Source organism: Nonomuraea sp. NPDC026600, from assembly GCF_040638335.1.
Lineage (GTDB): Bacteria > Actinomycetota > Actinomycetes > Streptosporangiales > Streptosporangiaceae > Nonomuraea.
On the sequence record NZ_JBEZYD010000016.1, the window covers coordinates 17,334 to 30,579 of the forward strand.

At 67.9% G+C, this 13,246-nt stretch carries 15 protein-coding genes and 1 riboswitch; of the genes, 8 read left to right on the top strand and 7 right to left on the bottom strand.

What is annotated here, in order from left to right:
• Window positions 1–20: 20 nt before the first annotated feature.
• From AB0F17_RS31865 to AB0F17_RS31890, 6 genes are all read right to left on the bottom strand, one after another.
• Window positions 21–1,445: an FtsK/SpoIIIE domain-containing protein gene (locus AB0F17_RS31865; protein WP_358030447.1), complete on the bottom strand. Its 1,425-nt coding sequence runs from the start codon at window positions 1,443–1,445 to the stop codon at window positions 21–23.
• An 87-nt stretch (window positions 1,446–1,532) separates the two neighbouring features.
• Window positions 1,533–1,853 (bottom strand): hypothetical protein, encoded by a 321-nt coding sequence (locus AB0F17_RS31870; protein WP_358030449.1) that lies wholly within the window; start codon window positions 1,851–1,853, stop codon window positions 1,533–1,535.
• The gene (locus tag AB0F17_RS31875; RefSeq protein ID WP_358030451.1) at window positions 1,850–2,116 is read right to left on the bottom strand and encodes a hypothetical protein; all 267 of its coding nucleotides are present in this window, start codon (window positions 2,114–2,116) and stop codon (window positions 1,850–1,852) included. The genes AB0F17_RS31870 and AB0F17_RS31875 overlap by 4 nt, the downstream gene beginning before the upstream one ends.
• A complete protein-coding gene (locus AB0F17_RS31880; RefSeq protein WP_358030454.1) occupies window positions 2,113–2,532 on the bottom strand; it encodes a plasmid replication, integration and excision activator in 420 nt (139 codons plus the stop codon). Before AB0F17_RS31880 ends, AB0F17_RS31875 begins: the two co-directional genes overlap by 4 nt.
• Window positions 2,533–2,643: 111 nt before the next feature.
• Window positions 2,644–3,378, bottom strand: coding sequence for a GntR family transcriptional regulator (locus AB0F17_RS31885; RefSeq protein ID WP_358030456.1), 735 nt, complete (start codon window positions 3,376–3,378; stop codon window positions 2,644–2,646).
• A 273-nt stretch (window positions 3,379–3,651) separates the two neighbouring features.
• Window positions 3,652–3,936 (bottom strand): hypothetical protein, encoded by a 285-nt coding sequence (locus AB0F17_RS31890; RefSeq protein ID WP_358030460.1) that lies wholly within the window; start codon window positions 3,934–3,936, stop codon window positions 3,652–3,654.
• 341 nt (window positions 3,937–4,277) lie between these two features.
• Between AB0F17_RS31890 and AB0F17_RS31895 the strand changes: the two genes are divergently transcribed.
• Together AB0F17_RS31895 and AB0F17_RS31900 are read left to right on the top strand one after the other, a co-directional pair.
• Window positions 4,278–5,672 carry a helix-turn-helix transcriptional regulator gene (locus AB0F17_RS31895; protein ID WP_358030462.1) on the top strand — a complete coding sequence of 465 codons (1,395 nt, stop codon included), beginning with the start codon at window positions 4,278–4,280 and terminating at the stop codon, window positions 5,670–5,672.
• The gene (locus AB0F17_RS31900; protein ID WP_358030465.1) at window positions 5,669–6,211 is read left to right on the top strand and encodes a flavoprotein; all 543 of its coding nucleotides are present in this window, start codon (window positions 5,669–5,671) and stop codon (window positions 6,209–6,211) included. Before AB0F17_RS31895 ends, AB0F17_RS31900 begins: the two co-directional genes overlap by 4 nt.
• A gap of 1,204 nt (window positions 6,212–7,415) precedes the next feature.
• On the opposite strand, the gene AB0F17_RS31905 is transcribed toward AB0F17_RS31900, so the two are convergent.
• On the bottom strand, window positions 7,416–7,628 hold the full coding sequence (locus tag AB0F17_RS31905; RefSeq protein WP_358030468.1) for a hypothetical protein: 213 nt from the start codon (window positions 7,626–7,628) through the stop codon (window positions 7,416–7,418).
• Window positions 7,629–7,995: 367 nt separating this feature from the next.
• Between AB0F17_RS31905 and AB0F17_RS31910 the strand changes: the two genes are divergently transcribed.
• The 6 genes from AB0F17_RS31910 (at window position 7,996) to galT (ending at window position 13,034) form a co-directional block, all read left to right on the top strand.
• Window positions 7,996–8,556, top strand: coding sequence for a flavoprotein (locus AB0F17_RS31910; RefSeq protein ID WP_358030471.1), 561 nt, complete (start codon window positions 7,996–7,998; stop codon window positions 8,554–8,556).
• A gap of 100 nt (window positions 8,557–8,656) precedes the next feature.
• Complete coding sequence (locus AB0F17_RS31915) at window positions 8,657–8,920, top strand: hypothetical protein (RefSeq protein ID WP_358030473.1); 264 nt, start codon at window positions 8,657–8,659, stop codon at window positions 8,918–8,920.
• 44 nt (window positions 8,921–8,964) lie between these two features.
• A complete protein-coding gene (locus AB0F17_RS31920) occupies window positions 8,965–9,600 on the top strand; it encodes a uridine kinase (protein ID WP_358030475.1) in 636 nt (211 codons plus the stop codon).
• Between the two features lie 18 nt (window positions 9,601–9,618).
• Window positions 9,619–10,929 carry a TrpB-like pyridoxal phosphate-dependent enzyme gene (locus AB0F17_RS31925; protein ID WP_358030477.1) on the top strand — a complete coding sequence of 437 codons (1,311 nt, stop codon included), beginning with the start codon at window positions 9,619–9,621 and terminating at the stop codon, window positions 10,927–10,929.
• A 258-nt stretch (window positions 10,930–11,187) separates the two neighbouring features.
• On the top strand, window positions 11,188–11,967 hold the full coding sequence (locus AB0F17_RS31930) for a DeoR/GlpR family DNA-binding transcription regulator (protein WP_214637422.1): 780 nt from the start codon (window positions 11,188–11,190) through the stop codon (window positions 11,965–11,967).
• Window positions 11,964–13,034 (top strand): galactose-1-phosphate uridylyltransferase, encoded by a 1,071-nt coding sequence (gene galT / locus AB0F17_RS31935; protein ID WP_358030480.1) that lies wholly within the window; start codon window positions 11,964–11,966, stop codon window positions 13,032–13,034. The genes AB0F17_RS31930 and galT overlap by 4 nt, the downstream gene beginning before the upstream one ends.
• Before the next feature lie 69 nt (window positions 13,035–13,103).
• A riboswitch (cyclic di-AMP (ydaO/yuaA leader) is annotated at window positions 13,104–13,245 on the top strand.
• Window position 13,246: the final 1 nt, after the last annotated feature.

Here is a 13,246-nt window from a genome sequence, read left to right on the forward strand (position 1 = left end):
GCGAGGTAGAGCACGGTCACTCATTGCTGCTCACCGCCCGCGTAGGCGGCGACCATCTCGCGGATATCGGAGTCGGTGACGTAGGCGGCGCGGACCCGGATGGGGTCGGGTGAGGTTTCCAGCCGGACGTAGCCGATGCCCGCGCCCAGCTCTGGGACGGGTGAGATGTGGTCGGCCAGCGCGCCGCGATCCCGTGCGCCGTCGCCGAGCACCATGTCGACTTGCTCGGATTCGTCGAGGCGTAGGGCGATCTTGTCGGGGAACAGGTTGCGGATGTTCATCACCTCTTTGCGCGGGTCCTGGAGCGCCGCTAGGACGCCGATGCCGACCGCCCGCCCCTGGGTGGTGAGAGTGGCGAGTGCGGCGGAGATGCGCCGTTTGAGGTCGCGGTCGGCCTGGTAGGCGGTCAGGAACGCCACCTCGTCCACGACGACCAGGACGAACGGATCATCGGTGGTGGGGGTGTGGTTGCGCTGGATGCCGCCGAAGCGTGCGGCCCGTTCCTGCATCACCTTGACGGCTGCTTCCAGCAGGTCGGCGCACTCCTCGGGGGTGGCCGCGTAGCGGGGACCGAACAGGGCGCGGCCGAAGGACAGTTCCATCAGCTTGGGGTCCAGTGCCCAGAGCTGGACCAGGCCCGCCCGCAGCGCCGGGAGCAGGGCCCGGATGACGGACCAGATGATCGACCCTTTGCCCGCGCCGGTAGCCCCGGCGAGCAGGATGTGGGTGCTGAGGATCTTCAGTAACCAGGGGGTGCCGTCCTCGCGGGTGCCGATGGCGACCGGCCCCACGGTTGGCGTCTCGGGGATGGGCAGCGCCGGTATCACGGTGGCGAGGGGGTCGCGTCGGGGGAAGGTGAGCAGCAGCCGACCGGCCTTGGCCACGGCCACCCGGCACGAGGGGGCGCCGAAGCCGTGCGCGAGATGTTCGATGCGATCAGCCCAGTCCTTGACGGCTTGCCCGTCGAGCATGCGCACGCTCACCAGGTCGGCCCAGGAGGTGCAGGTGACCTTGCCGAGCCGGGGCAGGTAGTCGCGGCCCATCACGTGCCTGCCGAGCCCGGACACGATCATGACCGGTTGCCAGTGGCGCCGGTAGATGAAGACGAGCCGCCACCAGGCCAGCAGCCGCCAGCCGACCAGATGCACGAACGAGGTGCGATTCGTGAGCGCCCAGGCCAGCAGAGCGACCGGGACCGGAGTGCAGAGCAGCAGCGCGACCCGCCAGCCGTACAGCAGCGTCAGCGTGATCGGGGTCGAGATGAGGAGCATGGCGACGGGGTGGCGCCACGTGGTGCGGACGAGCCCGACGAGGAGCCGCCAGGCGAAGATGATCAGGGTGATGATGGCGGGGGTGGTGACCACGGCCGGGCGGAAGACGATGGCCGTGTCCGGGGTGGTGGTGACCAGGTTGCGTGCCTCGTCACCGGGAAGCCTGCGGAACATAAGCTTTGGTGCCTCTCGTGATGTGGAGTCAGGGGAGAACCGAGGGGCCGCCGGAAGTTGCTGCTTCTGGCGGCCCCGCCTTGCCTGTCAGGCCGCCGTCTGGTCGGTGGCCTTGCTGGTGGTGTCGGACGATGACGGGTCGGTGTGCAGGCGCTCGCAGTCGGCCAGGTAGCGCGCTGCGGCGTTGAACAGCTCACGGGCCAAGGTCACGTCCTGGTCGCTGACGGGTCCGGCTCCGTTGGTGCTGATCGATACCGTCGCGTCGGCGCTGGACAGGTCCAGGACCGGGCGGCCGTTGACGAGCAGGTTGTACAGGTGGATCTGGGCGGTGTGGAAGGACACGCCGACGCGGGGAGCCTTGCCGGGGGTGAGGCACATGTTCACGTGGGTGTAGGGCTCGTTGTTCATGCCGCCGCCTCCGGGGTGTCGGTGTGGCCGTAGAAGCGGCGTTCGACTGAACGGGCGTAGCGGGCCGTCTCGCGGGCGAGCTGGTGGGCGAAGGCCAGATCGGCGGCCGTGACCGGTCCGTCGCAGGTGAGCAGGACGGTGGTGGCGCCGCAGTCGAGTGCCAGCACCGGCGAGCGGTAGGGGTAGCGGTGGTGGGTGGCCGTGGCGTGGTGGGCGGTGGTCAACCGGATCACGCTGCGGCGAGGCGTCCGGCGGCGGGTCATGCCTGCCCTTCCTTGGCGGCTGGAGTCCGATGGGCGGGAGTGGTGGTGGCCGCGTGCATCTGGCGGACGCGGATCGAGTACGACAGTCGTCCGGCCGCGTTGACGTAGGGGGTGACGGTGATCTGGTCGAAGAGGACCGGGGTGAACGGCATGCCTGGCGTCGCCGTGGGCGGGACCGGCTGGACCGGGGAGAGGATCTTGACTGCCACGGTCTTCTGTGCGGGCTTGAGGGTGGGGTCGCCGTCCATGACTGCGACCTGCCAGACGGGTTCGCCGGAGTGCTTGTCGCGGGCCTGGACGAAGCGTCCGTTGGTCGAGGCGTCGAAGTCCTTGACCGGCTCGACCTCGCCGACGATGTAGCAGCCGTGCGGGAAGAGCATTTGGTAGGTGACCGGGATGGGGCCTTGCAGAGCCATCTCAATTCCTTCTGTCGAGTGATAGGCACTTAACCTATCAAGCACTTCGAAGATAAAGAGAGCCCGCTTGATAGGTCAAGTGCCTATGCGGGCTCTGTTGGGAACACTTCCCTATCCGATTGGATAGGCGTCGTCCAGCTCATGTCGATCAGCCGGAAGCAGCACCTCGACCACCAGCAGCGGACGGCCGGACGCCTCACGTACCGCGCCGAAGACGGCCAGCAACGGCGTGCCCTTGCCCATGCCGAGCTGCCGCGCCTCACCGGCCGCAGGCATGCGCGCGGTGATCTGCTCAACCACGTGATCAAACCGGACGCCCTTGCGCGCCTGGAGATGCTCGCGCAGCCCTTGCGGCAACGGCGCCTCGCTGGTCAGGTCGGTGCCTTGCGACAGCTCGGCAGGCAGCCACAGCGACACCAGCATGCTCGGCTCACCTTCATCGGTGATCAGCCGCCGCCGCAGGAACACCTTGCCCTTGTCGGGCAGCTTCAGCAATGCGGCGATCCGGTTGGGCGGGGTCACGGTGGCGACCTCGACCACCTCGCCCGCCGAGTCGAGCTCCGGCCGGATCAGATACGCCTGTCCGGGACGGTCCCGCTCGACAGCGGTCATCGCCGGACGGCCGCGCACGAACCGGCCCTTGCCTTGCTGGGAGTCGATCCAGCCTTGTTCGCGCAGCACCCGCAGCGCGGCCACCACGGTCGGCCGGGACACGCCGAACTCCTGGATGAGCTGGTTCTCACTGGGCAGCAGAGCGCCGGGAGCGTAGGTTCCGGACTCGATACGCCGCTGAAGTGCCTGCACGAGCTGTGCATACTTCGGCGGCACGGACTCAAGAGACATCATGACCGTCCTGCACCTGACAGGTTGTTTTACCAAGTTGGAGCGTAGCCCGGCACAACCCTGCCTGTCTACGTCGGTCCATGTAGCGCGCACGCCATACCTCGCCATACCGGCAAATGACCCCGACAGACAGGGCGCGGGCGGACCTTCAGCGGACGGAAGGCCCGCACAGGGTTCCGGCGCTCCTGTCTGCCGGGGCGATGAGACGCGGCGAGGGGCTGGAGAGCGCATCCACCCGACCCCCTCGGTCGGGTTGACCTCCTCGCCGCGCCCGTCTCAGGGCCGTCGCACGTACTCGGCCAGCTCCCGTGCCGCACCGGCCGGATCATCGACGGGATGGCGCTTGTTGGCGTTGTCCCAGGAGTAGTAGCCGCCGCCGTAGCCGACGAACACCCACACCGGCATGCCCGGCTTGGGTCGATGCACCATGAGCGCGCTGTAGTTGTCGCGTAGCTCAGCCTGGATTCCGATTTCGGCCAGCAGGTCATGCAACCGCGTCAGCTTGTTCGCCTCGTCCTGCGCCTTGATCAGCTCCGCCACGGTGGCCATGATCGGATTCATCTCCCGTTCCCTTCGTCCTGGCCGGTTCCGGCGCAGTCGAGACACGGCAACTCCCCACTGGCTTGCTCGGAGTCCTCATCGCCCACCAGCAGCGCCCGACGCGGGGTACGTCGCTTGGTCCCACGTCCCCGGCACGCTAAACAGGGCCGCATCTCGCTGGTCTCGTCTGGCCGGATCACCGTCGCCATCTCCTCGATTACCGGCCTTCCCTGTGCCGGGAAGCCGCGTGACGTACCTTGTTGATTGATGGCAAGTCCACCGGCAAACGGGCTGGATGAGACCCTCTATGCAGGCCCCCTTTCAGCCCCCTTTTCGATCCCCCATCGGAAAGCAGAGCGCATATGACGGATGCGACCCCGAATGATCGACTTCGGGCATGGCGCGAGGACGCGGATCTGACCCGCGCCGAAATGGCCAAGATGATCAATCTCAGCAAGAGCGGGATAAAGCACGGTCTGACCTGTGACGAAGAGCGCATCCGACGCTGGGAAGCAGGGGAGGTCCTCTGGCCGCATGAGCCGTACCGGCTAGCGATCAAGGAGGTCACGCACGGGGACCTCGAAGACCTGGGGTTCATCCCCAGACGCGGTGGACCAGCAAGGAAGCCAGCGGAACGCCGTTCAGGAGAGGTTGACAAACAAGGCCCCGAACCCCGCACGATGGATCTCGCTGGACGGGGGGAGGTGGAAGACGACGTGCGACGCCGGGAATTCGTCGGCCTTACGGGGGCCGCACTGTTCACCGCAGTTCTCGGGCAGGACGAGAGCGTCACCGACGCCAGCCGTCATGTCGAGTCCCTCGCCGCCGTTCTTATCGATTACTCGGGGCCCGCAGACGGCCCTATCGACCTCGCAGCGCTGTCCAGCGCCGTCGTAGCGGCCAAGCAGGATTACCAAGCCTGCCGCTACTCGCAGGTCACCGCAGCCTTGCCCGCGCTTCTCCAAAGCTTGCGCGCCGCCTGCGCGACCCTGGACGGAGATGCCCGGCTACGCGCCTTTGCTCTATCGGCCGAAGCTCACCACGTCGCCGCTTCCATCCTGCTCAAGCAGGAGGACAAGGGCCTGGCCTGGCTTGCCGCAGACCGCAGCGTCCAAGCAGCCCACGCCAGCCAGAGCCCCCTCATGATCGGCTCCAGCTCTCGCATCATCACCCATGCCCTCATGGACGGTGGTCACCACCAGGCCGCCACCGGCGCCGCCCGTACCGCCGCCACTCGCATGGACGCAGACCTCAATCAGCCATCACCCGCCGAACTGTCCATCTACGGATCACTCCTGCTCAGGGGAGCCGTCGCAGCCGCCCATAGCGGCAACCGCCACAACATCGCCGAACTCCTGGACGAAGCCGCCGAAGCAGGCACCCGACTCGGCACCGACGCCAACCACATGTGGACCGCGTTCGGCCCGAACAACGTCCTGTGCCACCGCGTGAACATCGCCCTGCGACTCGGCGACGCAGGCAGCGCAATCACCTACGCCCGCCAGGTCGAGATTGATCAGCTCCCCATCAACGAGCGCAAAGCGACGCTGCTCCTCGACACCTCCCGCGCGTTCCTCATGTGCGGCCAGCACGACAAGGCCCTGCACATCCTTCGCGCCGCAGGCGAAGTGGCCCCTGAGGAGGTCTCCGGCCGAGCCCCAGCCCTGCGCCTGGTCCGTGACATCCTGGCCACCGCACCGATCAGCGTGCGCCGTGAAGCCCGCGAGTACGCCGAATCCCTAGGGGTCAGCGCGTGACCCACCCCGGCAAGGTCCTCTACATCATCGTGTGCGCAGCCGGACCGGCCGGACACGTCGGCCGCCTGGTAGGCATGGCCCAGGACGACGGTTGGACCGTCCAAGTCATCGCCACCCCGCCAGCTCTGGATTTCATCAACGTCCCGGAGCTGGAACAGCAGACCGGCCGCCCCGTCCGCAGCCAATACCGCGCACCAGGCGACCCCAAGTCACCACCGGCCGACGCGATCGTCATCGCCCCAGCCACCTACAACACCATCAACAAGTTCGCCCAGGGCATCGCCGACACCTACGCGCTCGGCGTGCTGTCCGAAGCCCCCACGCTCGGCATTCCCGTCGTTGTGCTGCCCTTCGTCAACAGCGCACTCGCCACACGCGCCCCCTTCGAGCGCAGCATCAACGACCTACGTGCCGAAGGCGTTCGCGTGCTGTTCGGCCCAGGCCAGTTCGAGCCGCATGCCCCCAACTCCGGAGGCAGCCGCATCGACGCCTACCCCTGGAAACGCGCACTCACAGAGCTTGCCGAATTGATCTCATAGGGATCAAGCGGCGGCGCGGCGCGCCGCCGTACGCCCCGCGCCAGCGTCCCGCGCTGCGCGTGCGGCCTGGAGGCCGTTCTCGCGCGAGCGCCGCGCGGGGCATCGCCGTACGGCCGCCCCGCCGTACACCCTGAACCCGCCGACCAAGCGCCGCACCGCCGCACAGACTTGTCCGCGCCGTCGCCGGCCGAACTCGCTCGCGCTCGCCCTACGGGTGCCTACGGCATTCCGCCGGCCACGCCGCTCCGTCGTCATGGCAGACGTTCAAGCATGCCTCCGGCGGGGGCCTCCGGTTCCGGGATGATCGCGACGAACACGGGGCAGTCGGTGGTTTGGGTAAGCCTGATCTTCCCGTCGCCGTCGCCCAGGACAAGTCCAGCAGGCCAAGGGCGGGAGGCGAAGGTCGTTCTTCCAGTGGGGAGCTCCACCTTCACCTCCCGCCCTTGGCCCGCTCCCCTGACGGGTGGGACGACGGCGACGGGAAGATCAGGCGGAGGTGGTCGGCCGGGGTCGAAATCCATCCAAGAGCGCTGCCGGTATCTGACGGTCTACCCTTGATCGGAAGAGTGAAGGGAAAGCCCATGATTAGGCACAAGGGGCGATACCGCTGGAGAACCAGGCTTCGCGGACGGTTGCCGTGGCGTCTCATCGATCTCGGCGTTGTAGGGAAGGACCGCCGTGATTGTCGTGATCATGAGTGGTACAACCATGACGATCAAGTGGATCGCTGCTATCACTGCGAGGTTGGCGAGCGCTCACACGTCGCCTGAAGGGCGGGACGCCACGCCACGGTGGGCAGCGCGTGCCCGCTACGTGCCCGACGGTGCGGAGGTTCACGGGGAATGGCGGTGTGCCCTGGACAGCCGGAATCTCCCTCCGCCTGCACCGCAGCAGCTCACAGAATCGCGTGCCGAAATCTTCCAAACTAGCTACGCGGGTTCGATTCCCGTCGTCCGCTCTCACGACAAAAGGCCAGGTCATCCGTATGGGATGGCCTGGCCTTCGGGATCTTCGCTACATCTTTCCGATCTTCCGTGCCCGATGCCTTTTCCGGGGTGTCCCCACGCTGGTGGTGGACGTCCCGAGACGGCATGAGCGGGCAGGCAGGGTGACGTTCGCGTTAGAGGTGGTCCGCGGTCGGCTCGTGTTCAGCGGAAGCTCGGCGCTGCTGGAACCGGCCTTCTTCATCGGAAATCGGCTTGGTTCATGCGTAGAGGAACCAGTAGCCGTTCTCATAGGAGCACCGGTAGGAGGTCCACCAGCCCCACTGGATGCCCAGGTTCCCGCCGTTGTAGCAGTCGGACTGCAGGTAGTAGGCGTACCGGATGCTTTCGGCCTGCGCGGGTCCGGTGGTCATGGACAGCAGCACGCCGGTGGCCAGAGCGGCGGAGACGAGTAGGGCCCGTACCTTGCGCATCCGATTCCTCCAAGAGGCATCGTACGAGGGACGCAGTCGCGGAGAACCCGCGGACCGCCGACTGGCTCACGGCTTGGTGAGCGGTATTCGCACTATCGCATCGGCGACCGGCGCGGGACAGGTCCGCAGTCCCTCTGCCGAGTCGTTGCGGGCATGACCACGGTCGATGGGGAGGGCGGCGTGTGGAGAGCGTGAAAGGTTCATTCCGCCCTGGATCGTGAGGCAATCGCAGCCCACCGTGCCCACTGCTGAGGCTTGGCGCGCCTGGGGAGCGAGACTGGTACGCGGGGGCGAGGCGCCGGAGATGGCCTGGTATCTGTGGTTTGCTCGAAGCTCGCGAATACGCCGAGTCCCTGGGAGTCAACGCGTGAGCCGATCCGGCGAAGTCCTCTACGTCATCGTGTGCGCGGCCGGGCCGGCCGGGGACGTCAGCCGTCTGGTCAGCATGGCTCAGCGGGAAGGCTGGATCGTGCAGATCATCGCCACGCCCGCCGCGCTCGCCTTCATCGACAGGCCGGCGTTGGAGCGGCAGACCGGCCGGCCCGTCCTCAGCCAGTACCGCAGGCCGGATGAGCCGAAGGCGCCACGGGCGGACGCGATCATCGTTGCGCCGGCGACCTACAACACCGTCAACAAGTTCGCCCAGGGCATTGCCGACACCTATGCGCTCGGCCTCCTCGCGGAGGCCCCGGGGCTCGGGATTCCGGTCGTCGTCATGCCCTTCGTCAACAGCGGCCTGGCCGCACGCGCGCCGTTCGTACGCAGCATCGATGAACTGCGCGCCGAAGGCGTCCGTGTGGTGTTCGGCCCCGGCCAGTTCGAGACTCCCGCCCCGAGCTCCGGAGACGGCCCGGGCTCCGGAGATGACCTCATCGACGCCTACCCCTGGAAACGCGCGCTGGCCGAACTTGGCGAATCGGGCTCTTAGGAGTCGTCGCGGTCGGTTTCGCCTGTTTTCGCGCCTCGTGAGCCAAGCTCGGTTACGCTCATGATCTCGGAAAACGGGGCGTGCCCGATAGGGAGGCCGTATGGCGGACAAAGGGATCACGACGATTGGCCGGTGCTACGGCTGCAAACGCACTTTCGGCTTCAACCCGGAACGGGTCACCATGTTCCTGGTCGACCCCGACACCGCACTTCCCCCGAACATGACCCCGACGGGCACAACGCGCGAACCCACACCGGAATCGCTGGCCCGGGCGAGGCACGTACCCGTCTGCCCCGACTGCGTGCGCAGGGCCGAGCGGGCCAATCAGGACGACGGGTCCACGTGGCCGCGCGGCACCGCCTGATCAACCCGCGTTGAGCCACGGTAGGACCGCGTAGGCTCGGATCGATGCGTGCGCGAGCGATCTCCCGAGCGGCCCTGGTCGAGGAGTTGGCCGAGCGGATCGCGGGTCTGCCGCGCGGGTCCTACGCGCGGGTCGCCGTCGACGGAGCGCCGCCCGCCCACCCCGAACGGCTGGCGGACGAGCTGGTCGCGCCGCTCAGGATGCGGGGCAAGGCCGTGTTGCGGGTGTCGGCCGCCGATTTCCTGCGGCCCGCGTCCCTCAGGCTCGAGTACGGCCGTACGAACCCCGACGCCTTCTACGACGACTGGCTCGACACGGGAGCGCTGACCCGGGAGGTGCTCGGGCCGCTCGGGCCTCAGGGGTCCGGCAAGGTGCTGCGAGCGCTCTGGGACAGCCGGGCCGACCGCGCGTACCGCCTGCCGTACCAGACGCTGCCCGAAGGGGCTGTGCTGCTGCTCGACGGGACGCTGCTACTGGGGCGGGGGCTGCCGTTCGAGGTGAGCGTGCATCTGTGGCTGTCCGAGGGGGCGCTGCGGCGGATGACCGGGGAGGACGAACGGTGGCGGCTGCCTGCCTACGCGCGCTACGAGCGGGAGGCCGATCCGCTGCGGGCCGCCGACGTGGCGGTGCGCGCTGATCATCCCGCGCGTATGGCGGTGCTGATTGAGGGAGCGCGGTAACCGGCGCACACTGAGTCGGTGACTCCCAGCAACTGGTACAACATCGTTCCCGATCTGCCCGCGCCGCCGCCTCCGCCGCTGCATCCGGGCACGCGGCAGCCGGTGGGACCCGACGATCTGGCGCCGCTGTTCCCGATGGAGCTGATCGGCCAGGAGGTGAGCACCGAGCGGTATGTCGCCATCCCGCAGGAGGTGCTCGACGTCTATCGGCTCTGGCGGCCGACCCCGCTGCTCCGGGCGCGCCGGCTGGAGAAGGCGCTCGGCACGCCTGCCCGGATCTACTACAAGTACGAGGGCGTCTCCCCCGCCGGGTCGCACAAGCCGAACACCGCCGTCCCGCAGGCGTACTACAACGCCCGCGAAGGCGTACGACTGCTCACCACGGAGACCGGCGCGGGACAGTGGGGCTCGGCGCTGGCCTTCGCCTGCGCGCAGTTCGATCTGGAGTGCCAGATCTGGATGGTCCGCGCTTCCTATGATCAGAAGCCCTACCGGCGCTCGCTCATGCAGGTGTACGGCGCGACGGTGCACGCCAGCCCCTCGACCGTGACCGGGTCGGGCAGCAAGGTGCTGGCGGACGACCCCGACTCGCCCGGCAGCCTCGGCATCGCGATCAGCGAGGCGGTCGAGGTGGCGGGCGCGAACCCCGACGCCCGCTACGCGCTCGGCTCGGTGCTGAACCACGTGCTCATGCACCAGACCGTGATCGGTGAGGAGGCGCTGGCCCAATTGGAGGAGATGCCCGATCTGATCATCGGCTGCACCGGAGGCGGCTCGAACTTCGCCGGGCTCACCTTCCCCTTCCTGCGCGAGAAGCTGGCCGGGAACCTCGACGTGACGCTGCGCGCCGTCGAGCCCGACGCCTGCCCGTCGTTCACGCGAGGCGTCTACGCCTACGACTTCGGCGACACGGCGGGCTTCACGCCGCTGCTCAAGATGCACACGCTGGGCCACGGGTTCGTGCCTGATCCGATCCACGCGGGCGGGCTGCGCTATCACGGTATGTCGCCGTTGCTGTCGCACATGTACGAACTCGGCCTGTTCGAGGCGGTGACCAAGTCGCAGACCGAGTGCTTCGAGGCAGGTGTGCGCTTCGCGCGTACCGAGGGCATCCTCCCGGCACCCGAGCCGACGCACGCGCTGGCCGAGACCATCGCCGAGGCGCTGCGGTGCAGGGAGAGCGGCGAGGAGAAGGTGATCCTGACCGCGCTGTGCGGGCACGGCCACTTCGACCTGGCCGCATATGATCGTTACCTGTCCGGGCGCATGCAGGACTACGCCCTCCCGCAGGAGCGCATCGATGAGGCCCTGCACGACCTGCCCGGCTAGGCAGCTTCACCGGCCGGGGTGAAGGGAGCTCACCGCGGCCGGTCTGCCGTCAGTTCGCGTTGGGGCGCTTGCCGTGGTTGGCCTTCTTCTTCTTGCGTGCCTTGGTCTTGCGAGATCGCTTGGCCATGGATGCCTCCAATGATCGGGTTCGCATTCTCAACGTCTCGCGCCAGGGTCTACCGCACAAGCAGTGCGACCTAACATTCCCCAACATATCCGTGTCATAATTTGGTGGAATCTGTTGGAAGGAGCGGGGGCGTGCTCGCACAGCAGCGCCAGCAGGCGATCCTCGAACGCGTGCGCAGCAGCGGCGGGGTTCGGGTGGCCGACCTCGTTCGCGAGCTCGGCGTCTCTGACATGACGGTCCGCCGCGACCTCGAGGTGCTCGCCGAGCGCGGGCTGCTGGAGAAGGTGCACGGCGGCGCGACCGCGCTGGGGCCCGGCTCGACCGAGGAGCCGGGCTTCACCGCCAAGTCCGCCCGCCAGCAGCAGGAGAAGGAGGCCATCGCGCGCCGCGCCGCCCAGCTCGTACGGCCCGGCACCGCGGTGGCGCTCTCGGCCGGGACCACGACCTGGGCCCTGGCCCACCACCTCATCTCGGTGCCCGAGCTCACGGTCATCACCAATTCGATCCCCGTGGCCGACGTCTTCCACCGCAACCCGCGCGCCGACCGCACGGTCGTGCTGACCGGCGGCGTACGCACACCGTCCGACGCCCTCGTCGGCCCGGTCGCGGTGGCCGCGATCCGGAGGCTGCACGTGGACACGTTGTTCCTCGGGGTGCACGGGATGAGCGTGCGGGCCGGGTTCACCACGCCCAACCTGCTGGAGTCGGAGACCGACAGGGAGCTGGTGACCGCGGCGCACCGGCTGGTCATCCCCGCCGACCACACCAAGTGGAACACGGTCGGCATCAGCACGATCGCCGAACTGACCGAGGCCGACGTGGTCATCAGCGACTCGGGGCTGCCCGAGGAAGCACGCATGGAGCTGGGCGAACGCGCCGGCGAACTGATCATCGCGGAGGACTCGCAGTGAAACGCACCATCACCCACCTGGCCGACGGCCGAGAGCTGATCTACTTCGACCGGCGCGACGACGCCGACCGGAGCGCGATCGACAGGCGGGCGCTCGACCCCAGGCCGGTGGCGTCGGAGCTGCGCTACGATCCGCTCACCGAGGAGTGGATCGCGATGGCGGGGCACCGCCAGACGCGCACGTTCCTGCCTCCGGCCGACGAATGCCCGCTGTGCCCGTCGTCTGAGACACGGTCATCGGAAATCCCGGCACACGAGTATGACGTGGTGGTCTTCGAGAACCGCTTCCCCTCTTTCTCCGGAAATTTCGGGACTTATGAGGATGCCGGGGGGCTCAGTGAGGTCCGGCCAGGGGTGGGGAGGTGTGAGGTGGTGTGCTTCACCTCCGAGCACTCGTCGTCGTTCTCGCGGCTCTCCGACGAGCAGGTGGGCCTGGTCATGGAGGCGTGGGCCGACCGTACGGCCGAACTGTCGGCGATCGAGGGCGTGGAGCAGGTGTTCTGCTTCGAGAACCGGGGCGAGGAGATCGGCATCACGCTGCCGCACCCGCACGGGCAGATCTACGCCTACCCGTACGTGACCCCGCGGACCAAGCTCCAGCTCGGCGCGGCCTCACGGCACCGTGGCGGCAACCTCTTCGCCGACGTGCTGGCGGCCGAGCGGGCCGCCGGGGTGCGTGTGGTGGCGGCCAACGAGCTGTGGACGGCGTTCGTACCCGCCGCCGCCCGGTGGCCGTTCGAGGTGCACGTGTATCCGCACAGGCAGACGCCGGACCTGGCCGCGCTGACGGAGGAGGAGCGCGCCGCCTTCGCTCCGCTGTACACGTCCGTGCTGCGGGCGCTCGACGGGCTGTTCGGTGTCGCGATGCCGTACATCTCGGCCTGGCACCAGGCGCCGGTGCGGCAGGACCGTGACCTGGCCTATCTGCACCTGGAGCTGTTCAGCATCAGGCGGGCGCCCGGGAAACTCAAGTATCTGGCGGGCTCGGAGTCGGCCATGGGCGCGTTCGTCAACGATGTCCTGCCGGAGGAAGCCGCACGCATGCTTCGATCACAGGTAGATCTCTAATTGATTTCCGCTTGGAGTCGCCATGACCTTGGGTTTACCACTAATATCCCCTGAAGCACCGACCGAAATGGTCGTTGCTGGCCTAATCCCGGGTGCGTGACCTGGGAACCGGGGACCCATCGCATTTGGGGTGAATCCACTTCGGTGGTAAGGCGGCATCTCCCTGCCCGAACCCGTCAGCTAACCCGGTCGGCAGTCAGGGAGAGGAACCC